Consider the following 23,636-nt stretch of genomic DNA (forward strand, 5'->3'; position numbering starts at 1 on the left):
GTTCGCTTTCCTTGGGAATCCGGGAAACACATTAAAACTTTTTTCGAATGCCGGCGAGTGCGATGGATTGCAGGGGTGAAGAAGATTTGACATTTCCATATATGTCGGCGTTAGTCGAGCTAGCCCTCTGAACTACGCCGTAGATATAAACGTCTGTCATCTTCGACAAAAAATAGTCTAGCGAAATCTGGCCCATGTGCCAATGCGGATTTCCCACGCCAGCAGCGTCGTATCGGCCATTTGTATAAACATATCCCGCCGCGACAAAAAAAGCTGGAGTAACACGGTAGTTCAATGTCACGTCATAGTTCGTCAAGCGTAGGCTCGTTGAATCCAGATACTCGAATTTTACCTGCGTGATATTTACAGCTGCACCGAGTTTCTCGGTAAATGAATACGACGCTCCGCCTCCATATCGCCGCTCATTACTAACCCCTGCAGTGGCGTTTAGCGGGCTTGCCCGAAAAAGCTGGAAAGGCGCCCCCGCGTAGTCGTTCGTCACAGCACCATCGGCGTTTGCTGTTCCCGGATTATCCAACGACATGTACGCGAGTCCAGCTGCCAGCGCACCACGCTGATAGGACAAACCGAGTCCCATGGCGCGGTTGTTACCAAAAGCGCCAGCCTGATTGCTGAAGGAGTACATCCCCTCCCCGGTAATTCCCATGACACTCGGCGACACGTACTTGACCGTATTATTGAATCTATATGTACCAAATGTGTTGTCGTTGTCGCCAACGTGAACATTCAGACTACTACCGAAAGTGGGTCCGTAAAACGGAAGCAAGACGTCCCAAAATGTATCAGTCTGCCTACCGATTGTAAAAGTACCGAAACGGTTACTGCTGATCCCTACGTATGCTTGTCGACCGAACTCTCGTCCACCTTGCGATAACTTGCCGCTAGCAAGGTCGAATCCGTTTTCTAGCTGGGCGATTGCCGACATACCTCCGCCCAAATCCTCTTTAACTCTCATACCCCAGCGCGATCCTTGTTGGGACCCAGAGAGCATTTTTACGTTGCTGTGCCCCCCTTCATTGCTAACGTATTCGACGCCGACTGAGATCAGGCCGTAGAGCGTGACACTGCTCTGGGCGTGAGCGTGAGTACAGTAGGCAATTGCCGCTAGCGCGGCGACTCGGGTTTGGGTTTTCATAGACTAACCCTTCTCTTTATCATGAGTTTAATTGTGATGACAATCGCGCGGCATAATCAGCTTGCTTGTCGGAGTACTCGATTGTCGCGAGCCCAAGGTAACAAAAATGCCATGATGCCGCCGCTAGCTAGGAGTACAAGCGCCATTAGAATCAAGCCAGCGCTAAAGTTGGCTGTATGCACTTTGGCCAGGCCGACAACATACGGGCTCACAAATCCCGCGATCTGTCCAATGCTGCTGATTAAAGCTAGGCCACCCGCAGCCGCAGTTCCCCCGAAAAACATAGGCGGAGTTGCCCAAAAGATCGGTAACATCGACAATGTCGTCACGACGGCAACGCAGAGCCAGAGCATCGTAAAGACGATATTTCCGCTGGAGATTGAGGCAGTCAGCGCCAAGAGCGAGATGGCTCCCACAACGGCGCAGCCGAGGAAGTGCCAGCGTCTATCCCCAGTCGCGTCCGAGCGTCGGCTCAAAAGAATGATGCCCACGATACCGACACAGTAAGGCAACGCGCTGAGTAGTCCGACGTGAAGAACCGACTTAACGCCTGAAGCTGCGACGAGACTTGGCAGCCAAAGCACAACGCCGTAAGCAGCGCAGTTCATCGTGAAGTAAACTAACGCCAACAGATAAAGCACCGGATTTCGGACCGCCTCGGTTAGTGCCTCAGACCGAGCACCGGACATTCCATAAGACGCGGTTAGATCGCGCGACAACTGCGCCTTCTCACTCTTTGTGAGCCATTTACATTGATCGGGCTTGTCGCAAATGTAAAAGTAAGCGATAAACGCTAACAGAACTGCGGGAAGCCCTTCGAGAAAGAACAACCACCGCCATCCCGGGAACCCGAGATAACCATTCATGCCACTCATGATCCAACCGGATAGCGGGCCACCGAGCAGGCCTGATGCTGCGCTACCAGCGGTGAACCAAGCAACTGATCCGGCATACTTCTCGCGCGGAAACCAATATGTAAGATAAAGCATCAAGCCAGGGTAAAAGCCTGCTTCGGCAATTCCTAGGAGCACGCGTAAGATGTAAAGATGGGGTGATTGCGTAACGAGCATCATCGCCATTGATACGATCCCCCATGCAAACATAATGCGTACAAACATCTTTCGGGCGCCGTATCGCACCAAAAGCAAGTTGCTGGGGAGTTCGAACAGCACATATCCCACAAAGAACATTCCGGCTGCTAGTCCGTAGGTCGCATCGCTAATTCCGAGATCCCCTGTCATCTGGAGCTTCGCGTATCCGATATTTACGCGATCAAGAAACGAAACAATGATGCAAATCACCAGGAACGGGATGATTCGCCAAGCGATTTTCTTATACAAGAGAGGATCACTCTCGAGCGTGGAATCTGCGGACTGTGACTGAGACATTATTGCTCCGTATTGGGTGACCGGTGAGAGAGAGCTAGAAAAAATAAAATATCTTTTTTCCCGGCTCTTAAGGTCCCACTGTAGGATTCAGGTTATTCCGTGCTCAACCTATATGGTGTTCGGACCGTCGCCGGGATTCTTGCGTTTTGCGCGACGGTGCCGAAGGCAACGTATAACCGACTTCAGTTTCTTCTTATAACAGCCTTAGGGTCCTTAATTACACCCTTGTCGAGGAAAAGCTCGCCGTCGAGTGAAACTGAACAGTCGCTCATGGGCATGTCAATGTGCCCCTTGGTGCGGCGGTGCGGGCCGGGTCCCGTTGAAAACAGGAAATTCCCAGCGTAAGCGCGAGCTGCCATCGTTAGATCGGCGACGCTATTACCGTACGTAAGAATGTCGTCCCAATAAGCGTTTGGATGGAGACCAAAACCAAGATGGGACACTGCGTACGGATCCAAATCTTGAGGGGAGGTTGCGTTGCGTGCGAGCCAGTCGTTAAATGCCTTTGCATCGAGCCCCCCTTCGATTTTGCGAATAAAGCCCTCGCGGACCTCAATCCGGATTTCGCTTTCCACAGCTCGCACATATGGCAAAATCCAAAGGTCGCCAGGCTTGACAACCACGATGCCTTCCGCGGTTCCTTCGTCAGGAAAATCGGCGACCATAGCCATGCCCCATTGGTCGAAATGACCGGGTTCGTCGCTATAACCGTAGTACGCGCGAAGCTCGCTCCACGCCGGATCCCCGCGCCGATAGGTAAAGTCGGTTCCTGCATCGCTGGTCACATGAATGACGCGCGCATTCGCATATCGCTCCGCTGCATGCAAGACGGCTTCCTTCGTTCCTTCGGGCGCGAGCAAACGGTGAAGCTGGTCCGGCTTGTCAGTGATAGAAAGGACGCGAGTGCCGCCTTTTCGACATGCGGCAAGCCAAGGCGAAAGATTTGGCGGAAAAAAGGTGCAGAGCAGATCGGCAGACTGAAGCGCGTTCATTAACCCCTCCCCAGCTCCGGGCTTGTCGTGCCCTACCCGCTGCAAGTCGAGTGCGCGCGAAAGTCCTACTTCGAACGATTCAGCACCGAGCGCGAGAGCTGCAGCGAACGCGGCGTTAACCATCTCACGAGGGGTGTTGTGATCGGTGAGCAACACGATTGTTTCTCCGGGTGCCACCGCACAGCGCGTGAACTGGGCTTCAAAGAGTCCAGGGAGTTGAGCCGAGGTAATTTTGGAAAGAGGCATCTGTCGTGGCTCCATAGTCGGGAAATTTTGACCCAGCATAAGGAGCCGCTTTTTTGACGGCTAGCGATGTTTCGAGAATGTGAAATTCTCGTTTGGGCAACGCAGACAAAAACGTAAAACCCGTTTCAATACATGGAGTTATCGCAATGCAATGCTACGCCGGAGGCGCGCAGCACTTTGGCTTTAGGGAATACACCTAGCGCGAATGAGTACCCGAGAGATAGCCACGCACCAAATTGGACGACGATGCCAACGCCTGGGGGCCTGCCGTTTGATCCTATCATCAGGTAGCCGCTTTTACGGGGCATGCGCCGGTGGCGAGCCGAGCTTGGGCTCGCCTCGTCCTCGGAAGTGGCAGCGGCCCTTAGACCGGTTTAGCGCGGATGGAAAGGTCTATGAAAAGGTGAGCACGCTGACGCGACTCTACTTTTTGCGATCGGGGCCGATGCGCACGGCCCTATCGACCTGTGGCGCGTGGAACGTCTCGCGGGCGGTCTAATTTTGCCCGCTGCGCTCAAAACACTTCGTTCTACTTTGGCTGGTGAGGCCTGTTTGGGATCTCGACTCGCGCCAGCTTTAACCCTTTCAATCCGACGCTGGAGCTTTTTAAGCTGGCAATCGAGTTTCTCGGACTTGCGCCCGAACTGTGTGCGGCGCCGCTTCACGATCAATAGCGTCTGCCTGTCACCCCTATAGCGTCCGCTTATCACCGCTGCGATGGTATCATGCGGGTGTTTCACTTTAGTTGTGAAAGAAGGCCAGAGTCCCTGGATCTGACACGTTCACCGCAACTCAGGGGTCACATTTTGAGCATCGAATGGCAGCGGTAACGTACACCCCGTGTGCCTATTTCGGCGGCTCTTCTTCAGCCGTTGTCTGCAGGAAAATGAATGTCCAAGTCGGCAGCACCGAACCTAAGGTCACAATTCACAGCCCAGACGCTGCAGATACTCCTCGCTGTAGAGGAGCACGGAAGCTTGGCGAAAGCTGCCGAACGCGTTCACCTCGTACCTTCTGCGGTCAGCCGGCGGATCGCAGAACTCGAAGAGAACTGCGGACTCCAACTCCTTAGACGCACCTCACACGGTACGGAGTTCACCGCAGCCGGGAAAACTGTCCTGACTCGCGCCCGTACGATCCTCAGCGAGATGGACACCTTGGCGGATGAGCTGCATACGTTTTCGGAGGGTATCCGGGGAGCTGTTCGATTAGCCGCCTCGGTATTTGCATTGACTCAACGGTTACCTGCCGACCTAGCTCAATTCCGTAGCGAGTACCCTCTCATAACGCTCGAGTTCAACAGTCGAACGAGTCACGACGTAATCCATGCGCTTCAGAAAGAAGAGATCGACGTAGGTGTCTTCGTCTCAGACAGCGTACCATCTGGACTAACCACCATGATCTATGAGGAGGACAAGTTAGCACTGCTAGTGCCTGAAGATCACCCTTTAGCTGTGCAGACAAGTGCTGGCATCGACGAGATTGCTCAGTATGAGCTCGTGGTAGGTCCGCTTGGAACGGAAACTCGCGCGTTAACCGCCGATCAGGCGCGCCGGCGGGGTTTGAAGCTGAGAGCGTCGATACAAGTTGCGAGTCTCGACGCGATGATTCTCATGACTCGAGCCGGCCATGGGATAGCGATCGTTCCCAGTCGTGCCTGGGAAGCCCTCGGACCGTTTCGTGGACTCAAAAAAATCGAGATTGGAGAGCAATGGGCTTCCCGTCAGATGCTAGTTGGTGTGCCTGCGGGGACCCCGCTTTCAACCCCTGCTGGACGACTGTTCACCAAACTCTCTAGAAAGGGAAACGTTTAGGAATTCTAGAGAATGCGCAATCGTCTCGTCGTCGCGCAGTGCCGCTTTGCAGGTTAAGCGCCACTCCTGAACTGCTCGGCTCAGCGTCGTGACGCCGTTACGACGGCTTTACGCAATTGGTTGCCTATCGTTGGCTAGATTGGAGCGCCCGATCGATGCGCTCGCGAACATTCATAATTCAAGTGAATTTATGCATACGTGAGTCGTATCGCACGGATGAGTCAGTTCTCAGACGAGCCTCGCGCTCTTTTCGCGACGGGTAGCTGCGGCTGGCAATGCGCCGCGAGGAAGCCGTCCTCCTATTGTGATCGGTACACGGAAGCCCCAGATTGCATTGGCCCAACTTCACGAGGCTATAGCGTCCGGCGTTGCACCCGGCATCGTGCTAGCCGATGCCGGGTACGGCGACGAAACCGCTTTCCGGGATAGCGTAACTGATCTGGGTTTGTTGTACGCGGTAGGGATCCGGCCGGGCACCTCTGTGTGGGCGCCAGGTACGGCGCCGCTTCCACCCAAGCCCTGGAGCGGGCGCGGCAAGCCACCGACATTGTTGCGCCGTGCGCCCGGCCACGAACCGCTCGCGGTGAAGGAGTTGGCCATGCAATTACCCGTGAACATCTGGCAAACCGTCACCTGGCGGGAAGGCAGCAACGCAGCACTTTCCTCTCGCTTTGCTGCCGTACGTGTTCGTCCCGCACATCGCGACTATTGGCGAAGTACCGTTCGCGACGAAGAATGGTTGCTCATTGAATGGCCTGATGGAGATACGGAACCGCTCAAATACTTTCTCTCTACCGCCCCCGAGGAGGCGACACTTGAGCAGCTTGTGTTCGTGACCAAGATGCGCTGGCGCATCGAGCGCGACTATCAGGACCTGAAACAGGAGTTCGGGCTCGGTCACTACGAAGGGCGAGGCTGGCGTGTCTTTCACCACCACGCCACACTGAGTATCGCTGCATATGGGTTTCTGATGGCTCAGCGACTCAGGATGTAATCAGATGTGCGCGATAAAAAAAACTTCCTCGAACGCGCGCTGCCTGCTCTTCCCCCGGATTACATCCCACGGGGCAGTCCAGCGCGGCCAACGCCACGTTCCTGATTCCCTTACCACGTTGCGTATCCTGCTTGGACGACGGCTCACGCAACGTTGGCACTGTTCCTGTACGGCAAATAGACTGCGCAACTAATTATGTGACACAGTAAGACTTCTATGGGGCATTGGAAGTCAAGCCCTTTCGCGATCCATTTTTCCGTCAGTTATCTCCCGTTCGAGAACGTGACAGGTTATCCACCACCGGCCGGCGGGTCGCCTGTTACGACCACGACGCTGGCCGGTGGTGGATAACCTGTCACGTTCAGATACTTTGCAATCCTCCATATCAAGCGAGAACAGCAGTGAGGTCGGGGTGCCTGAAGTCCGGACAGTTGACCGGACCAACTTCTATCCGTGCCGGCACGAGACCGGGCACCACATACCGCATGCGCAAGGCGCTGGAACCACCCCATTACAGACGCGCCCCATCTAAAACTACGGTTACCTCGGAAGGTAACCCGCTTACTGTCCGGGCGCGTTGAACCTTCAAACGCTGTTGCCGCTCGATGTTGGCTGCTCAGGTCACCAGCACCTTCATGGCGGGTGACTTGAGGGTTGCCCCGAGGGGAATCTCGCCGAATTCCAGATAGCGCCATAGCGCGACCGCCAGACGCCTCGCAAGCGCCACAATGCCGATGCGTCGCACACGCTTGCCGCCGTCTCCAAAGCGCTCATTGAACCAGTGGCTTAGCTGGCTGGTGGGCTGGAAGCGCAGCCAGCTCCATGCCAGTTCCACCATCAGCCATCGGGCTCGCTTGTTGCCGATCTTGCTGATGCCCTGCTCAACTTCACTGGTACCGCTGGCGTAGGGCGTCGGGGCCAGGCCCAGGCAGCCGGCTATTTCGCGGCGGTTGTGAAACTGCCGCCAACCGAACAGTTCCCTGACGAGGGTCCAGGCGCTGCCTGTTCCGATACCTGCAAGGCGCGCGAGCAGCGCGATCGCGGGTTGTGCACCGCTGCAAACCTCATGCTGCTGCTGTGACTCGAGCGTCCTGATCTGCCTGGCAGCGAGCAACAGCCGTTCGAATTCGCGTTCGATCTCGGCGCGCAGGGCTGGCAACAGCTGCATGGTGTGCTGCGCCCACCAGTGCGCCCACGCGCGGCCACCGATTCGCTCGGGTCGCAGGTTGTGAAGTACCAGCAGCGAGCGGATGCGGTTGCTATGGGCAGTGCGCTCCTGCCGCAGGCGACCGAGTTCCCGGTGTACCCGCCGCTCATCTTCCTGTTCGGGCGTGGGAATCCGCGCAATTGCCCACACCCGGCGTTCACCACCGTAGTAGCGCATCAGCATCGACAGCAGCTTGTCGCTGTCAAGCCGGTCAGTCTTGGCGCGACGTCTGCGCCGGTTCACTTCGATGCTGGCTGAGTCGACCACCAGGTTCGTGATCTGATGTGCTTCCAGGCAGCGGTGCAGCCAGAAGCCGTCACGCCCGGCTTCATAACAGCTGCGCACCGGCGCATCGGTGGCCAGATGACAGCGCGCTTTGGCCTTTGAAATCGCCGTAAAGACTGCCGCCGTATCGCCGGCGGCCACCGTGCAGCGGCTCGGCGCACGCACCCCGTCGCCCAGCGAGAGCTTCCAGCTCCTGTCACCGAGTTCGAAGGCGACATACAGGGATCCGGTGATGCTTGTATCCTGCCCGTGAAGGGCCGTGCGAGGCGCATTCATTTGCGTACTCCTCTTGGAAAACGGGTGTTGGAATCCTCGTTTTACTCCAGGAGGCTTACTTCCGTGGCCCTTCCATAGTATCTAGGGAATCCGTTCAAAAACCGCCGATGCCGTTCACGATCGATTCCGAGCAGCCACCGATCAACACTCTTTGATCAATAAATGCGGGGCGGAAAGCATCTTGGACGCCCAAGGGCGGGCCGCGGCACTAGGAGGAACCCTGCTATTACTAATCTTTTCGAAAGTGTTCTCATACCCTCGAGGCAATACCGGTATGAAATCGAAGTGCACCTCGGGGGGCCGGAAACTGGAATGGGATCACGCTCCCGTTGCAGTTGAAGTTCGCATTCGGGCGCCGGACGCTGTCGCTGATTGCCGCGCGATTGAGCGGGCAGTTCGGCAAAAAGGTAGCTCTTTCCGTGTGAGCTGCGTCATGAAGCCACGTGTGAGTTGCATCGCGCCCGCAGCTAGCGATACCGGGCCGGCTCATGAGGGCCGGCTTCGCCGCAGCTCGGCTCGCCGAGCTGGTCCCCCGCGCTTGCGGTGAAGCTGGGTGCCAAACGTTGGCACCCCACTGATCGTGCAGGTATCGTCGTTGAACGTGGCAGACATCTCTCCAACGCTCATTTCATAGGAATACTGACTTCATACGTCGCACGCGTGCTCGCCAACTGGCCGCACGTTGACTGGTCTTGGCCTGGGGTTGTTCACGCTGCACCTGGTGCTTTAAGCGATCCACGACCAGAGGAGTAACGCACTTCCGAGAAAATAGAGGTGCGCTTGCGCGAGCAAATGCTTCGGATAAGCGAGAATCCACGTGCTGATGAAATGGAGTCTGTTGATAGATTCCAAGAGCTCCTTTTCGACGAGTTACATAGATAAACTCTTGAATCCCACCTACCCAGGACGACACCGATCACCGCGATCGAAACGAAGAGTGCCTGCCACGGCGTTTCTCAAGGTACAAATTCGTCAGCCACAGATCTACGCATGGCGGTACCGCGCCGAAGCGGAAGCTTGCCACAACCGTTTCTGAGCCGAAAGCATTACCGGATGTGCGCCGCCTGAGCGGACTATTAGGCCGCATCCCTGCTGATGCTGGCCGCGGGTAAGAGCATCAACCAGATCGCCGACGACTGCGCCCTCAGCGCCAAAACAGTCAGTACCCACAAGATGCGACTGATGCAGAAGCTCGGGCTGCCAAACAACGCTTCAGTAGTCCGCTACGCGATCCGGCACGGACTTACTCACGAATGACGCGCGATGCACGGGTGCGGTAGAGGGGTGAGGTTGCAAGCACAGACCCAGTGACACATACCCCGCCTCATAGGAAAATCGGGCATTCGCACTATCGTGCGGATATCCGACGTCCGCGTGCCGACGCCGTCCGCGCCTCGCGAACCCGGAAGCGCGGGCGCAGCATTTCAAGGTTGGCTCACCGTGGTGTGAGTGTAGAAACTCGCAGGGAAAGGCATTGTCCGTCCGTCTGCCCGGTCCCACTTCATAGCCATACAACCGGAGGAACGCTGGTTGCTGTGGATGTCCCACCGAGCAGTAGCCGGCCGGACGTGCCTCCCACCTGCCGTTCGCGAGGCTTCGCGGGCATCGCAAAAGTTAGGAATGTTGGAGCCCCTATCCTTCAGTCCCTTATTTGACGCGGCGGTGACGCGCTCACGATGTTCGCGCACGGTAAGCCCTGTTGTTTTGGTTCATAGGTGATGAAGCTTGGCAAGCAAGCGATATGTACTTGCTCATGCTGCCGCGAACGCATCGCGTACTTGCTAATTGAAAGCATGCTCTCCCAGCAGCAAAGCCCTTGGACAGAGTTCGGCCACCGCCCTCAACGCAAGCCGACCTCGAGCGCGGTCCCTCCGCGTTGTTCCAGCATCGGCCAGTCCGTGCCCGCCCTTTTTTGGCACACAACGAAGGAATTCAAAGACACTCTACGCGTACGTGGAAACCCTCGGTTGCATCGTCAAAGCCCCAGAAACCACGCAAGGGCGTTGACATGTGTAAAGAATCCGTCAAAAATGAATATGATGTCAATTTCAATTGCCGAGCGGAGACCGTGATGTCGTTGCACCAATTACTCTCAAGAGCAAGCCAAGCCGTACCTCGGCGTATTGCGCTTCAACACGAAGGCAAAGACGTTACATGGGAAGACTTCCGGAGCCGCGTGGCCAGACGCGCCAGCCAGATGTCCATATTCGGGGAACGGGGAGATAGAATCGCGATCCTCTCTGCCAACGTGCCAGAATACCTTGAGGCGCTATTTGCCGTGCCTTGGGCGGGAATGGTGATGGTCCCACTGAACACGCGCCTAAGCTTGGAGGAATTAAAGGCTATTTTGGAACACTGCCAATGTCGGCACCTGTACTACGACGAGCGAAACAGCGAGCGTGGCGAGCAGCTTGCGCGTGCCATTGAGGGTTTGAGCGCGTCTCGTCTGATCCCGATCAGCGGATGGGGCGAAGAGCGTGACGATCTCAATTCCGAAAATGAGCTGCCCTTCATTCCGTGCGCACCTTATTCGCCGGCAGCAATTTTCTGTACCGGGGGAACGACCGGGCGCCCCAAAGGCGTTGAGCACTCTCACGTCGCCTTGCTGATGCAAGCGCTCATTGCAAAAGACTTGCGGCTGGATGAAAACACGGTGTACTTACACACCGTCCCCTTGTTTCATCTTGCCGGTTTCGTAGCAGCCATATGTGCCACTGCGGTAAACGGCCGGCACAAGTTCCTGCCTGAGTCGTCGCCGGCCGCGGTACTTGACAAGATTGAGCACGAAGGCGTGAACGTGGTCAACTTGGTACCAACAATGATCGCTGGCCTGCTCGACGTCGCGAAAACACGCACTGGCGCTCTTCGCCGGTTGAAGACAATCCTCTACGGAGCTTCCCCGATAGCGGAGCCCTTACTGCTACGCCTCCTTCACGACGCTCCAGGTGTCGGACTGGTCCAAATTTACGGGCAGACCGAAGTAGGAGCCTGCACGGTGCTGCCGGCAAGCTATCACACTCTTGAAGGATCTTGCGCTGGCAAGTTAGGCTCGGCTGGACGTCCGCTTGCCGCATTCTTAGTACGGGTTGCCGACGATAACGGGCTTGCATTGCCGAATGGAGAGGCCGGCGAAGTGCAAATTTGCGGCCCGGGCATCATGTCGTCCTATTGGGAAGAGCCGGAACTTACCCGCAGTACCATTCAGAACGGCTGGCTTCGCACGGGCGACCTAGGAGTTCTTGATGACGATGGCTTTCTCACCATTGTCGGCCGCCTCAAGGACATGATCATTACCGGGGGCGAAAACGTATTCGCAGGCGAGGTCGAAAGTGCGTTGATGTACCACGAAGCGGTCGGATCAGCCGCAGTTTTCGGTGTGCCGGATCCGAAGTGGGGGGAGGCAGTACATGCCGCAGTGGTGCTCAAGCCGGGCTATTCTGTCACTGCCGCCGAACTGATAACCCATTGCCGAGACCGAATTGCGCATTACAAGTGCCCCCGCAGTATTGCGATTCGGGACACCCCCCTTCCCCTTAGCGGTGTTGGAAAAGTTCGCAAAGTCGATCTACTCAGTGAGTGGAAAGAACAAAACAAGCAATAGCAAAACGGTAAGCCGAAGGCAATAAGCAATCCATGGCCTTCTGCCGAGTTTCCGGACCACATCACATGATGTGATGTGGCTCGGAGAAACGACAATTAGCACAACGAATAAAATCCAACCGAGTTCAAGCACGGGAGTTATATGTCGGTTGCTACGAGTCTCGTCTTGAGCGCTTCTACAATCAACAACGAGGCATTCGACTCAGAACTTCGTGAGCCCGGTTCAGTTTGAGCAAACGCGTCCGAGAAATCCGGGAGACACCCCTGCGTCTCTACCTCGCTCGCTTGGCCTTCGCAGAGCTTCTATTGGAGCGTACTGCCACCCTATCGGGTTCCAGTTCAAGCACATGCGCGATCATTTGATAAAGCGCCTCAACTGCCTTGGTATCGTTCGGCTCAGCATCCGGGTAATCGAGCCTTCGCGAGTGCCAGTTGAAGCAAGTGAACTCCAGCATTCCCATGAGCGCTGAGGCGGAGAGTTCCGGGTCGAGGCTCGAGCACTTGCCCTTCTCCTGTTGCTTTCTGATCCTAAAGGCAAACCGTCGAATGCCGCGTTTACGAATCGACTGCCAAACTTTGAGCAGACGATCGTCGGCGAAGGCCGTCTCGAGCAGTCCAAGCATCTCCGGATGGAACTGCCTATAAGTCGCCCAAAATGCCGCCACAGCGGCTTTTATAGCAGGCGCGGTATTCTCCTCATAATCCTGGGGAGCAGGCGTCAGGCGTTTCAAATCATCCTGGAACGCATCTACCAGCGCAGAAAAAAGTTCGGTCTTGTCTTTGAAATAGCTGTAGAAGACCCCAACAGACTTCCCTGCTTCCCTAGCGATATCGCCGATTTTAGAATTCGTGTAGCCGTCGCGGGCTATCACCACACGCGCAGCGGTCAGCAACGCCGAACGTGTCGCCTCCGCTTTACGACCCTGAGCAATTGACGGCGGTTGGGATTCCATGCTCTTCACCAAAATCTCCTAGGAAGGTTTTGATCTTAGCATGAGGGTCCCGCTCGGCGAACTCCTTCGCGACAAGCTGATGCAGGCGTATTGATTTCTTCACAGATAGCGCCACTGACAGCTTCTTTGTCGAAGAGCACACGCGTGGAACCCGGTGCGACGCCGTTTCCGCACAGGATAAGCAGTGGCGCCCCGGCCGCTGCTCTGTGAACGCCGCGGAGACAGTAGCCGTCTGCAGACGATTGCTCTGTGAAGAACTAAGCTGACTTGCTCCGGAGCGGTACATAACGGCGCCGCAACGAAGGTCGTGAAGCACCGCCTTGCTGTACGTCATCGGGTTATACCCGCGTAAGCCTTGACCAACCGACCGCCGCTGCCTACAATTGAAATCGAATTCATATTCATTCGGAGGCAGAATGTCGATCAGTGAGAAGGCCCTTGATGGTCGTGTGTTTGTGATCACCGGTGCTGGCCGGGGATTGGGCGCGTCCTACGCAAAATTTGCGGCGCAGCACGGGGCGAAAGTCGTAGTCAACGACATTGGCAAGTCGCTTCATGGTGAGTCGACTGGAGACTCACCGGCAGATGAGGTCGTCCGCGAGATCACAGAAGCCGGCGGGATTGCTGTCGCCGACCACCACGACATCACCGACTTCGACGGTGCCGGTGCCCTGGTGGAGACTGCCGTCGAGCGCTTCGGCAGCCTGGATGCGTTGATCAATAATGCCGGGATCCTGCGTGACCGCTTCATCACGAACATGACTCCCGAGGAATGGGATGACGTTGTGAAGGTGCACATGCGCGGTCACTTCTGTACGACTCGTCATGCAACCGCATACTGGAAAGAAAAGGCGAAACAGTCTGGCCCGGTTGACGCAGCCCTGATTCAGACCACGAGCATCGCTGGCCTGCACGGCCAACCTGGCCAAGCAAATTACGCCTCCGCGAAGTCGGGAATTGCCACACTCGCGCACATCGTCCATCTGGAAATGAATCAGCGCTTCGGCGTCAGAAGTTATGCCGTCGCACCGAGCGCACGTACCCGCCTGACCTTGAACACACCGGGTGCGGAAGAAATCGTGACTCAAAGGCTACCCAACGGATTTGACTTTTTCGATCCGGACAACGTGGCCCCCTTCGTCGTTTGGCTCGGTGCCAGCAAATGCTCCGCACCCTCAGGTTCCATTTTCGGCGTGGTAGGCGACGTGGTAAGGCGCTACAACTCCTGGCAAATCGGAAGCACCGTACGCAACGACGGGCGGCGTTGGACCTTTGAAGATCTAGAGAAAGCCGGCGCAGCCCTTTTTGAAGGACAAGACAAAGCCTTTTCACCCATCGCAGAAGTCTTGGGCTTCTGACATCCTCATTCCGGACCTTTCCAGACGATGGACAAAAGAATGACGATCATTCAGCTACAAGCTTCCAGAGACCCTGTCACGGGTCAAACGTACATTCCGCCGCGTACTCTAGCAGCGGACGGATCGCTACGCCCCACAGTCAGCGTGTCAGTTCCAGCCGAAGGCGTTCTCTACAGCGCAACAACATTCAACGGTGATCAGTACGGCATCATCGATCTGGACTGTGGATCCCGGATCCAAGCCCTGCTTGAACCTGGTACGGACCGCATCGGCGAACGCGCGGTTGCACGTTCAGTAAACGAACAAGGACAAGCGAGGTTTTCCCATGAATGAGGCTTTGATCGCCGGAGTCGGAATGGCGCGGTTTGCTAATCATGGACCGGGCGTTGGAATCAAGCTGGCACGTGAGGCCGCGCTAGCTGCGTTGGAAGACGCCAGCTTGACGTATGCCGACATAGATGCAGTAGTCGTGGGGGCAGCGCATCCTCTGTCGCCGCGAGGTATCTACGTTGCGAAGGATCTCGGTCTAACCGGCGTTCCTGTCGATCATGTCACAAACGCGTCGGCTACCGGACTGACGGCCGTGCACAGTGCCCGCCAAACAATCCGCAGCGGTGATGCCAGACGCGTGCTGGTCATCGGCATGGACTCACCGCAAAAGGCCGTATCTGTCGAAGACATCATCGTGAGCGAAGGCAACTTCCCACCTGTGGTGTCATTTGCGCTCTGGGCCAAGCGCCGCATGTACGAGCGAGGTACTACTCGCGAACAGCTTGCTGCAATCGCTGCCAAGAACTGGAACTACGCGCGGAGCAACCCATACGCCGCACGTCAATCGGCCGCGGAGGTCACGATTGATCGCGTGCTCGGCAGCCGGATCGTCGCAGACCCGTTCACTTCCATGATGTGCACCCCTTGGGGTGAGGGCGCTGCCGCTGCCGTACTGTGCTCAGATGATGCTTGGCCTGAGACCTCGCTGCACCCCCGTATCCGGCTGGCATCCAGTGCGTTCGGCAGTGACAGCTACTCGCGCGAGCTGATTCTCGAGGGTGCCATCGTTGGCCCTCCCGAGCTCTCGCGCACAACGGCCGCAAAGGCTCTCAGACAGGCGGGGCTCGAGGCTCGCGACGTCGACGTCGTTCAAGTCCATGACGCGTTTGCCGTCGAGGAATTCATCTATTACGAATTGCTTGGCTTCTCCAAGCCGGGCCAAACAGAGTCTCTCGTTGAAGAGGGCGCTTTTGGTCCAGGCTCGCGTCAGCGATTCGGCCTGCCCGAGTTCTCGACTGACGGTGGACTGCTTGCCCGCGGTCATCCCGGTGGCCCGACTGGGTTAGCTCAAATCTGGGAGACCGTAAGGCGTCTACGCGGTAGCGATCGAGTAGGCATGTGTCACTTGCTCGGCTCTGGATCTGTATGTCTGGTCCAAATGCTGGTGCGTGAATAAATCAAAGAGAAAGGTCTCGAAAGTGGCTGTTACTTACCAGCAACTCATGGATTTGCAGCGTCTCGGCCAGAAAGTCCACTACGCCGAAGAAGACGCGATCCTATATGCTCTCAGTGTCGGCGCCGCAGCCGAAGGCATTAATGAGCGGAACCTCCCCTTCGTTTACGAGGGACGCCGGATGCGTACCGTTCCGAGCATCGCCACCGTTCTCATGCGAGCGCCGATTCTGGCGTCAGGTCTCGACTTCTCGCGTGTATTGCACGGCGAGCAACGGCTAACCCTGCATAGGGAAATTCCCGCTTCGGGAACACTCATCGTCGACGCGGGAATTGCGCAAGTCATTGACAAGGGTCCGGAAAAGGGGTCCGTAGTGTTATTTGAGTCCAGGGCCCGCACCACTGAAGGCGAACCAGTCTTCACCACTGTTACCGTACTTCTGGCGCGCGGCGATGGTGACATCGGCGGGCCCACTGGTTCCCTGCCTCCACCGCATCCGATACCTCAACGGAACCCAGACCTGACCATTGCGATACCGACGCGTCCGGATCAAACATTGCTGTACCGACTCCATGAGGATAAGAACCCGCTACATGTCGACCCCAAAGTGGCGGCCAAAGCAGGATTTCCAGGGCCCATTCTCCACGGACTGTGTACGTACGGCTTGGTGTGCTCAACACTAGTAAAGACCGTTTGTGAAGGCGACCCGGCTCAGATGGCATCCTTTGATGCCAGATTCACTGGATCGGTATTGCCGGGCGACACCCTTGAGCTCGGGGTATGGATTGATGGCAAGACATTGTCGTTCCGCTGCCGGGTCCCGGCAAGAAATCAGGTCGTACTTGACAATGGCAAGTCCGAGTTGAGGAACGAATAGCGTAGCGTCGGCATGCGCATTTCGAAAATTCACCAACGTTTGCAGGTCATCGAAGGCATCGAAAATTGTGGGACTGGGCGGAACACGGTGACAGCATCCGGTGTTATGAAAAGACCGCGAAGCAACGTCCGGTACCGGTCGCCCAATTCCCAACGTTGGACGTTCATATCATCCTCGACCATCGTAGCGCTTGACACGTAGGTCCAGCGATCGGGAAGGAAGTCGGCAAGTCCAAAGGCTACGCGGCAATCAACGTTGCCCAAACAAGAACTCGGGATTTTCTAAAAGTCGATACCCCAGCGAAGGGCACCACGCTAAGCTGAAGTCAAAAATGTTCCCTACAACCAGACCCACGCTGCGATCGCTCGAAGGACTGGCATCGTGGGCAACCAGGTTGGATTGGGCTAGCGACGGAACTGGGTGTCCTAGGAGGGGTGCCCTCCTCACTTCGCTACGTTTATGAAGCTCAACACGTCTCTATTAGCAGCCAGCCTGGAGAAAGCCATGTATCCGTTTACAGCAAATCAAATCTACATCCGCAATGCCTGGTATATTGCGGCATTCTCTGGAGAGGTCTCACGGCAACCTCTACAGCGCACAATTATGGATGAACCAATTGTCCTCTATCGCACCGAAGCGGGCGCTCCACAAGCAATGTGGGGGCTCTGCGCCCATCGCAATTTTCCCCTAGCCGAGGGAAAACTCATTGGGGACGAAATTCAGTGCCCTTACCATGGCTATCGATATGCTGTGGATGGTTCGTGCGCCCACGTCCCCGGACAGTCCACCTGCCCTAAGTCGTTTAGGCAACGCCTGTATCCTTGCATAGAGCGGGGCGGCTTCCTGTGGCTGTGGATGGGTGAAGCATCGAAAGCAGACGCAGCTTTGATGCCGCCACTTGAGCAAGTAGGTGCGGACCAGCCAAACTGGACCATGGTGCCTAACGAGATGACGGCCATTCCAGCTCGCTGGCCGTTGATGATCGACAACCTCATGGACCTCAGCCACATTGGTTTTCTGCACTTGCGGTCCATCGATGCGCCAGGTTCCGGTGAGGCCCCCCCGGAATTCTTAGATGATTCGGCATTCAAGGTCACACGTCTGCTACCCGATCGGGATTCGGGGATGCTGTATGTGCGATATGCGTTTCCTGATCGACAAGAACCTGTCGACGTTGAAATCGGGGTCGAATTTTTGACGCCGGGATTCCTGGCAGCTTATATGCGGTTCTATGAGCCAGGGACCCAACGTCAACAGTTGCTCGGCACGTCGTATCACTATCAAGGTGTGACGCCCGAATCACGGACCAGCACCCTTGGCTTCAGTGCACTCGTTCGCGACATTCAGCTGGACTCGCACGTCTTCGACGAATGGCTGAAGTCCTCTGTACGCAAGACACGTGAAGAGGACAAGATGGCACTTGCTCATCTTGAGAGCTACGCCGAACAATATGCCGATGTCCGTCGCGAACTGTCCGGCGTCAACGACATCGCAGCCATCCGCGTAAGACGCCATCTGTCGCAGTTGCTAGAAGCCGAAGAGCGCAGTGCAGAGAGCACGGATCAGTAGCGATATTCCAGCGTCATCTCGATTCGGATTCTGAAGACGGTGAGGCCCGCACAAACCCGGCGCAACAATGCGCACGGAACCAATGGCATGAAAGGCTCCCAAAAGGAGAAATTCCCGCCACGGGGTCTCCTGGGAAGTGCCGACGCAGAAGAAACTTCGTCGGCCCACCCAAGATGGAAGTAGGTCGTCGAGAGCGGCTCGCTTTGCATTACACAGGGATTGAGTTGAGCCAGACAGCGAAAGCTTGACGGCTTGCAGCCCCCGAAACGCACTGAAACCGCACGCTGATTCAGCAGTTTCCTTCTAAAGCGCGTCAGTAACGTCGAAATCTTGAGCTCAAAGCCACAAGGCTCGCGGGATCTCTAAGGCGAGTGCCAGTTCGACACCGGGACGCATCCAATTTTGACATCAACAGGGGGCAACTCCACATGAAAGCTGCCGATAGCATCCAAGTCACGGTGACACGCAAACAGACGGAAGCACAGGATATCTGCACCTTCGAACTGGTAGGCGCGCAAGGCGAGCCACTGCCGGCATTTTCCGCTGGCTCACACATCGACGTGCATTTGCCAGGAGGACCTGTCCGGCAATACTCGCTGTGCAACGACCCAGCGGAAAATCATCGCTATCTAGTCGGGGTATTGAAGGATCCAGCCTCACGCGGCGGCTCCCACGCGATGCACGAGACGATCAGTGAAGGCGTCATGCTCACTATTAGTGCCCCCAAGAACCACTTCCCGTTGGCCGCGAATGCTCCGCGTAGCCTCCTGCTGGCAGGTGGCATCGGCGTCACGCCTATCCTTTGCATGGCCGAGCGGCTGGCTGTCATCGGCGCAGACTTCACGATGCACTACTGCACGCGGAGTCCCGCACGCACTGCATTTCGCCATCGCATTGCCGCTTCCTCGTTCGCGCAGCGGGTGACATTTCACTTCGACGATGGAAATCCCGATCAGAAGCTAGACATCAACGCTCTACTGCGGGCAGCGTCCGCGGATACCCATTTGTACGTATGCGGGCCCAAGGGCTTCATGGAAGCGGTGCTAGACACAGCTCGTGCGCGGGGTTGGCCCGAAGAGCGATTGCACTACGAATTTTTCTCCGCAGAGCCGGTAAAGCTCGAAACTGACGGTACCTTCGAGGTCAAGCTTGCCAGCAGTGGCAAAGTAGTATGCGTTGCCAAGGACCAGACCGTAGTGGAGGCGCTCGCGGCAGCGGGTGTCGAGGTCCAGACTTCGTGTGAGCAAGGAGTTTGCGGTACCTGTCTGACACGCGTAATCTCGGGGGAGCCTGACCACCGTGACATGTACCTCACCCCCAACGAACAGGCGGCGAATAACGTGTTCCTGCCATGTTGCTCACGATCAAAGTCTGGCCAGCTTGTGTTAGATCTGTAATACCCCCTCCTCATCCAATCCCATGGCGCGCGAGAGCATCGAGCCGAGGCAGATAGTATCGATGGTGGCGCGCCGCCAGTGTTAAGGCGCCGGCCACCCTCGTCGTGATAGCGGCCTAGCCCCGTCCGCCCGTTACGCCGGGCACGGACTGACGTGCACCTGTCTGCGGTTTCACGTGACAGTATCACCCCGTCATGCTTCCACAGAAACCCAATGTCATCTGATTCATTTGCTCAAAGGCTTTGGCCTTCGAGAGACCTACCACTTAGTCCGCAGTCCGACCACGCCGGAAATCTGCGACTTCGTGCTCGACGGCGAAAACGAGTAGATCTGCGCGTACGGAGCGTCCGCCGCAGCACGTTGGTACACGCCAACCAGATACAGGTCAGTACGCTTGCCAAGAAAATAATCGACGCCCGCGTTCACTTGATGCCATTTCGGGCTGCTGCTTTGCGGACGGTACTGGCCCGTGGTGAAGATGTACGCGACACCTATCAAAAAGTCGGGCCTTACAAAATCAGTCAGCGACGCTTCAAGGTTCTGTAGAGTCAATCGCGAACCATCCAGATAGTCGAAGCGCACATTCGTATAAAGGAGGGATAAGCTTGTGGGATCGAACTTGTACGCTCCTCCCGCACCGTACATTCGTTGATGGCTCACTCCCGATTTGCTCGCAGGGTTCGTAACGAACGGTGAAGAAAAGCCATAGTCGTTAACCACGGCCCCGTTTGCGTTCTTAGGATCGTTCGGCTTGTTGACCTGCAGGAACGCTACCCCGGCCGAAAATTGCTGCCTACGATAGCTGACAGCGGCACTGTACGCGTTATTGTCGGAGAATGCTCCGGCTTCATTCGAGAAGCTATAGGCACCCTCGAACTGAAGCCCGTGGTAGTCAATGCTTCTATACTTGACTGCGTTATTGATACGAAAGGTATCGAAGACGTTGTCATTGTCGCCGATATGAGTGCCGAAAGCAGCGAATTGACACGCAGACTCGTACCAGCACAGAGTCACGGCCTCATCGTACTGCCTTCCTAAAGTTAGCGTTCCAAGCTCTGTTGATGCGAGGCCAACGAATGCCTGCCGCCCGAACAATCGACCGCCTTGAGACAACGTGCCTGTGCCTATCGAATAGCCGCTCTCCAAAGTGAAAATTGCAGACAAGCCTCCACCGAGGCCCTCCGTTCCCTTTATACCCCAGCGCGGGGGCTGCTGTGGGCCACTGTAGAATTGCCATAACGAGTGACCTTGTCCGCCTGCTCCTCGCTGATTGTTTGAGTAGGCCGCGCCTGCTGAAATTAGCCCGTAAAAGGTTACACTGCTCTGCGCATACGCTTTGCCGCCAGCAAAGGCGAGAACCATGAGCCACACGACAACCCGTTTCATAAATGTCCCCAATATCGTTACTTATAGTAAGGTGACCGCAGTCGCGCGGTGCACCATCTCAACTGCCGCAAAAACGTTAGGTGCGCGACAACCACGGCATATCCATATCCCACATCGACAACTAGTGCTGTGCCTCCTTTGGGCTTTGCTACCCTTGAAGTCGTATCGTCCGGGGCACGGACCACCAACAGACTGGCGTTGACAGGCGATGCTATTTGGTAATACCCGATTCGATAATTGATTCTTGGTCGACCACTTCGAAGAGCACACGCTCGGCGTGTCCGCCGCCGAAGCGAGCGAACGCTTCGTCAGCAATCGGACGACGTCGTAGCATCCTCGTCTGCGAGCGGAGACCACAGGAGCACTCGCGGACCTGTCGGCGTGTCACCAGGGCCTCCCGCTTCTGTGACGCTCAGCGCAAGCATCATCTCGAATGCGACCGCGATGTGGCGGACGTCCCGCTTTCAGCGATGGTGGGGGTTGGCAAGCGCCTAGCTGCTCTTCTCGAATTGCACGGCTCCTTCTCGCCGCCAAGGCAAAAAGAAAGCCATGGCTAGGGCGCCAACAAGCAGAACGAGCGCCATGAGCACAAGGCCGGTCGAAAAACTTCCGGTGTGGTCCTTCGTCAGGCCCATTACGTACGGGCTAATGAACCCCGCGAGTTGCCCCACGCTGCTGATCAACGCCAGTCCACCTGGTGTTGCCGGTCCACTCAGAAAAGCTGGTGGCGTAGCCCAAAAGATCGGATACAGTGAGTAGCTACCGATGACGGCGACGCTCAAAGTGATTATCGTCAGCGGCACGCTTCGAGTCGTGAAAGGCAATAACAAGAGTGCAACGACACCAATTAATGCGCAGATGAAGAAGTGCCACCGCCTTTCAGTAGTCTTGTCCGAATGCCGACTGATGACCAAGATTCCGAAAATTCCCGCAACGTTTGGGATCGCGCTGAGGAGTCCCACCTCAAAAATTGAACTTACTCCGGTCGCGTAGACAATGCTCGGCAGCCACAATATCAAGCCGTAGGTGGCACAACAGAATGCGAAATACACTCCGGCGAAGATCCAGATAAGCGGACGACGCAACGCGGCACCGAACGAATGGAACCGATCGCTTCGGCGCATTTGATTTTCTGCAGAGAGATCTGCGGCTAGCGACGATTTTTCCCCAACGCTCAGCCAATCCGCAGTGCTCGGTTTGTCCGAGACATAGAAGTACGCTGCGGCGCCTAAAATGATTGCGGGAAGCGCCTCGAGAAAAAAAAGCCATTGCCAGCCATGGAGGCCATAGGTACCTGTCATGTCCCGCAGGATCCATCCTGATAACGGGCCGCCGATCATTCCAGCGACAGGAGAAGCAGCAGTGAACCAGGAAACGGCGCTTGCATATCGCTTGCTGGGAAACCAATACGTCAGATACAGCATCAAACCGGGATAAAATCCTGCTTCAAAAGCACCAAGCAAAATCCTCAATGCATAAAAGTGTATAGACTTCGTGGCGAACATCATTGCCATCGAAACGATTCCCCATCCCACCATAATGCGCACAAATGTTTTTCTGGCGCCGTACCGCGCCATGAACATATTGCTAGGAACCTCGAAGAGTACGTAGCCTACTGCGAACATCCCCGCCGCTAGACCGTAGACAGCGTCGCCGAATCCGAGATCTTGCTGTATTTGGAATTTCGCGTAGCTGATGTTTATGCGATCAAGGAAAGACACGACATAACAGATGACCAGGAAAGGCACGATCCGTAGGGTTATCTTTCTATACAACACATCCATTTCGAATGCACTGGCCGATTCCAGCGCTAGCTGCTTGCCCATATTAGGTCTCCTCATTTTTGATGTTTGTGCCGGTTATAGCTCTTCTAGTTCTAGGCGCCGATGGCACCTTTCCTCTGTAACTCAGCCAAAATGAGGCCGAAATTGCGCGTTTTTTCTAAGACCATTTGGCCGGCCTGATCACCGCGCTGCTCTAAACTCAGCTCAGTGCCTAAAGGTCTTCGCACCCGAACACTTTGTGACCGGCAACATCGTCGCATTCCGTGAGACAGATTACTTTGCGCCTGATCGCGGCGGCAGCAGCGTAGCGGCATGCCGGGTATCCCCTAGTGGCGTTATGCTCCGAGAGCAGGACAGCAGCTTCGTTAGATTTCACAGTTCCGGCTGTAAACTGGCGTTGAGAGAGACCAGAGAGCTCTGGAGATGTGTGCTTCAAAAGGAGCATGCTGGGACTCAGATTTCGCAACATTGGAAAAGCGTACTGCGACAGCCGACGTCAAGCCAGCGACAGTTAGAGAAGCACGGCTTCTCACTTTGGCAATACCTTAAATGTTTCGCCGCGAGTTCCTGACGGACGTCTGTGCTGGCGAATCGGTCCTGCTCGGTCTGCTGCTACAGCGCTTGCTCGCATCGAGCCGCAATAAGATTGTCACTACCCCTGCCGAGCGACCAGGCGGCAAAGCGGATCCCATCGACACTTCTATTTCCTTTTATACGGCACCGAAAGTTTCAATTCGCATATGCCCGTATCAAAATCCATAATTCGCCTACCACCCTTCGCATCCCCCCGAATGCATTGAGTGCGCATTTCGCCGAAGCCGAACAGAGATTTCGGTTGATGTCGAACAGGGTTTTCGCTGGAAGATGAACACGCGTTTCGGTTGAAGTCGAACAAAGACGCTGGTGTTCC

15 protein-coding genes and 2 pseudogenes are annotated in these 23,636 nt (G+C 56.1%); 10 read left to right on the forward strand and 7 right to left on the reverse strand.

Going from position 1 to position 23,636, the window contains the following annotated elements; translation table 11 throughout:
- Positions 1-31: 31 nt before the first annotated feature.
- The 3 genes from R8871_RS37925 to R8871_RS37935 form a co-directional block, all read right to left on the reverse strand.
- Positions 32-1,156, reverse strand: a complete 1,125-nt coding sequence (locus R8871_RS37925; protein ID WP_175055013.1) for a porin — start codon at positions 1,154-1,156, stop codon at positions 32-34.
- A gap of 56 nt (positions 1,157-1,212) precedes the next feature.
- Positions 1,213-2,544 carry an MFS transporter gene (locus tag R8871_RS37930; protein WP_175055014.1) on the reverse strand — a complete coding sequence of 444 codons (1,332 nt, stop codon included), beginning with the start codon at positions 2,542-2,544 and terminating at the stop codon, positions 1,213-1,215.
- A 182-nt stretch (positions 2,545-2,726) separates the two neighbouring features.
- Positions 2,727-3,782: a hypothetical protein gene (locus tag R8871_RS37935; protein WP_175055015.1), complete on the reverse strand. Its 1,056-nt coding sequence runs from the start codon at positions 3,780-3,782 to the stop codon at positions 2,727-2,729.
- An 890-nt stretch (positions 3,783-4,672) separates the two neighbouring features.
- Here R8871_RS37935 and R8871_RS37940 point away from each other — a divergent pair.
- Both R8871_RS37940 and R8871_RS37945 read left to right on the forward strand, forming a co-directional pair.
- Positions 4,673-5,596, forward strand: coding sequence for a LysR family transcriptional regulator (locus R8871_RS37940; protein WP_175055016.1), 924 nt, complete (start codon positions 4,673-4,675; stop codon positions 5,594-5,596).
- A 319-nt stretch (positions 5,597-5,915) separates the two neighbouring features.
- Positions 5,916-6,695: pseudogene (locus R8871_RS37945) on the forward strand (IS701 family transposase); the annotation flags it as partial.
- 511 nt (positions 6,696-7,206) lie between these two features.
- Here the strand turns inward: R8871_RS37945 and R8871_RS37950 are convergent.
- On the reverse strand, positions 7,207-8,358 hold the full coding sequence (locus tag R8871_RS37950) for an IS110 family RNA-guided transposase (RefSeq protein WP_175055017.1): 1,152 nt from the start codon (positions 8,356-8,358) through the stop codon (positions 7,207-7,209).
- Positions 8,359-9,447: 1,089 nt separating this feature from the next.
- On the opposite strand from R8871_RS37950, the pseudogene R8871_RS37955 reads away from it, so the two are divergent.
- Positions 9,448-9,615, forward strand: a pseudogene (locus tag R8871_RS37955) (response regulator transcription factor); the annotation flags it as partial.
- Between the two features lie 751 nt (positions 9,616-10,366).
- Positions 10,367-11,959: a class I adenylate-forming enzyme family protein gene (locus R8871_RS37960; protein WP_175055019.1), complete on the forward strand. Its 1,593-nt coding sequence runs from the start codon at positions 10,367-10,369 to the stop codon at positions 11,957-11,959.
- Between the two features lie 271 nt (positions 11,960-12,230).
- Here R8871_RS37960 and R8871_RS37965 read toward each other — a convergent pair whose 3' ends face one another.
- A complete protein-coding gene (locus R8871_RS37965) occupies positions 12,231-12,911 on the reverse strand; it encodes a TetR/AcrR family transcriptional regulator (protein ID WP_246288069.1) in 681 nt (226 codons plus the stop codon).
- A gap of 416 nt (positions 12,912-13,327) precedes the next feature.
- On the opposite strand from R8871_RS37965, the gene R8871_RS37970 reads away from it, so the two are divergent.
- From R8871_RS37970 to R8871_RS37995, 6 genes are all read left to right on the forward strand, one after another.
- On the forward strand, positions 13,328-14,269 hold the full coding sequence (locus tag R8871_RS37970) for an SDR family NAD(P)-dependent oxidoreductase (protein WP_175055021.1): 942 nt from the start codon (positions 13,328-13,330) through the stop codon (positions 14,267-14,269).
- A 39-nt stretch (positions 14,270-14,308) separates the two neighbouring features.
- The gene (locus tag R8871_RS37975; RefSeq protein ID WP_175055022.1) at positions 14,309-14,602 is read left to right on the forward strand and encodes a hypothetical protein; all 294 of its coding nucleotides are present in this window, start codon (positions 14,309-14,311) and stop codon (positions 14,600-14,602) included.
- Positions 14,595-15,716: a thiolase family protein gene (locus tag R8871_RS37980; RefSeq protein WP_175055023.1), complete on the forward strand. Its 1,122-nt coding sequence runs from the start codon at positions 14,595-14,597 to the stop codon at positions 15,714-15,716. The genes R8871_RS37975 and R8871_RS37980 overlap by 8 nt, the downstream gene beginning before the upstream one ends.
- On the forward strand, positions 15,709-16,590 hold the full coding sequence (locus R8871_RS37985) for a MaoC family dehydratase (protein WP_175055024.1): 882 nt from the start codon (positions 15,709-15,711) through the stop codon (positions 16,588-16,590). Before R8871_RS37980 ends, R8871_RS37985 begins: the two co-directional genes overlap by 8 nt.
- Before the next feature lie 459 nt (positions 16,591-17,049).
- On the forward strand, positions 17,050-18,159 hold the full coding sequence (locus R8871_RS37990; protein ID WP_175055025.1) for an aromatic ring-hydroxylating dioxygenase subunit alpha: 1,110 nt from the start codon (positions 17,050-17,052) through the stop codon (positions 18,157-18,159).
- Positions 18,160-18,587: 428 nt separating this feature from the next.
- Positions 18,588-19,556 carry a PDR/VanB family oxidoreductase gene (locus R8871_RS37995; protein ID WP_175055026.1) on the forward strand — a complete coding sequence of 323 codons (969 nt, stop codon included), beginning with the start codon at positions 18,588-18,590 and terminating at the stop codon, positions 19,554-19,556.
- A 258-nt stretch (positions 19,557-19,814) separates the two neighbouring features.
- Here R8871_RS37995 and R8871_RS38000 read toward each other — a convergent pair whose 3' ends face one another.
- Positions 19,815-20,942, reverse strand: coding sequence for a porin (locus R8871_RS38000; protein WP_175055027.1), 1,128 nt, complete (start codon positions 20,940-20,942; stop codon positions 19,815-19,817).
- 491 nt (positions 20,943-21,433) lie between these two features.
- Positions 21,434-22,768, reverse strand: a complete 1,335-nt coding sequence (locus tag R8871_RS38005; RefSeq protein ID WP_175055028.1) for an MFS transporter — start codon at positions 22,766-22,768, stop codon at positions 21,434-21,436.
- Between the last annotated feature and the right edge of the window lie 868 nt (positions 22,769-23,636).

The organism is Paraburkholderia sediminicola, assembly GCF_902859805.1.
GTDB lineage: Bacteria > Pseudomonadota > Gammaproteobacteria > Burkholderiales > Burkholderiaceae > Paraburkholderia > Paraburkholderia sediminicola.

Excerpts from the sequence above, each read along its gene's own strand:
- R8871_RS37935 (WP_175055015.1), bottom strand. The coding sequence starts at position 3,782 with ATGCCTCTTTCCAAAATTACCTCGGCTCAACTCCCTGGACTCTTTGAA.
- R8871_RS37930 (WP_175055014.1), bottom strand. The coding sequence starts at position 2,544 with ATGTCTCAGTCACAGTCCGCAGATTCCACGCTCGAGAGTGATCCTCTC.
- R8871_RS38000 (WP_175055027.1), bottom strand. The coding sequence starts at position 20,942 with ATGAAACGGGTTGTCGTGTGGCTCATGGTTCTCGCCTTTGCTGGCGGC.
- R8871_RS37965 (WP_246288069.1), bottom strand. The coding sequence starts at position 12,911 with ATGGAATCCCAACCGCCGTCAATTGCTCAGGGTCGTAAAGCGGAGGCG.
- R8871_RS37925 (WP_175055013.1), bottom strand. The coding sequence starts at position 1,156 with ATGAAAACCCAAACCCGAGTCGCCGCGCTAGCGGCAATTGCCTACTGT.
- R8871_RS37970 (WP_175055021.1), top strand. The coding sequence starts at position 13,328 with ATGTCGATCAGTGAGAAGGCCCTTGATGGTCGTGTGTTTGTGATCACC.
- R8871_RS37960 (WP_175055019.1), top strand. The coding sequence starts at position 10,367 with ATGTGTAAAGAATCCGTCAAAAATGAATATGATGTCAATTTCAATTGC.
- R8871_RS38005 (WP_175055028.1), bottom strand. The coding sequence starts at position 22,768 with ATGGGCAAGCAGCTAGCGCTGGAATCGGCCAGTGCATTCGAAATGGAT.
- R8871_RS37975 (WP_175055022.1), top strand. The coding sequence starts at position 14,309 with ATGACGATCATTCAGCTACAAGCTTCCAGAGACCCTGTCACGGGTCAA.
- R8871_RS37990 (WP_175055025.1), top strand. The coding sequence starts at position 17,050 with ATGAAGCTCAACACGTCTCTATTAGCAGCCAGCCTGGAGAAAGCCATG.
- R8871_RS37980 (WP_175055023.1), top strand. The coding sequence starts at position 14,595 with ATGAATGAGGCTTTGATCGCCGGAGTCGGAATGGCGCGGTTTGCTAAT.
- R8871_RS37950 (WP_175055017.1), bottom strand. The coding sequence starts at position 8,358 with ATGAATGCGCCTCGCACGGCCCTTCACGGGCAGGATACAAGCATCACC.
- R8871_RS37995 (WP_175055026.1), top strand. The coding sequence starts at position 18,588 with ATGAAAGCTGCCGATAGCATCCAAGTCACGGTGACACGCAAACAGACG.
- R8871_RS37940 (WP_175055016.1), top strand. The coding sequence starts at position 4,673 with ATGTCCAAGTCGGCAGCACCGAACCTAAGGTCACAATTCACAGCCCAG.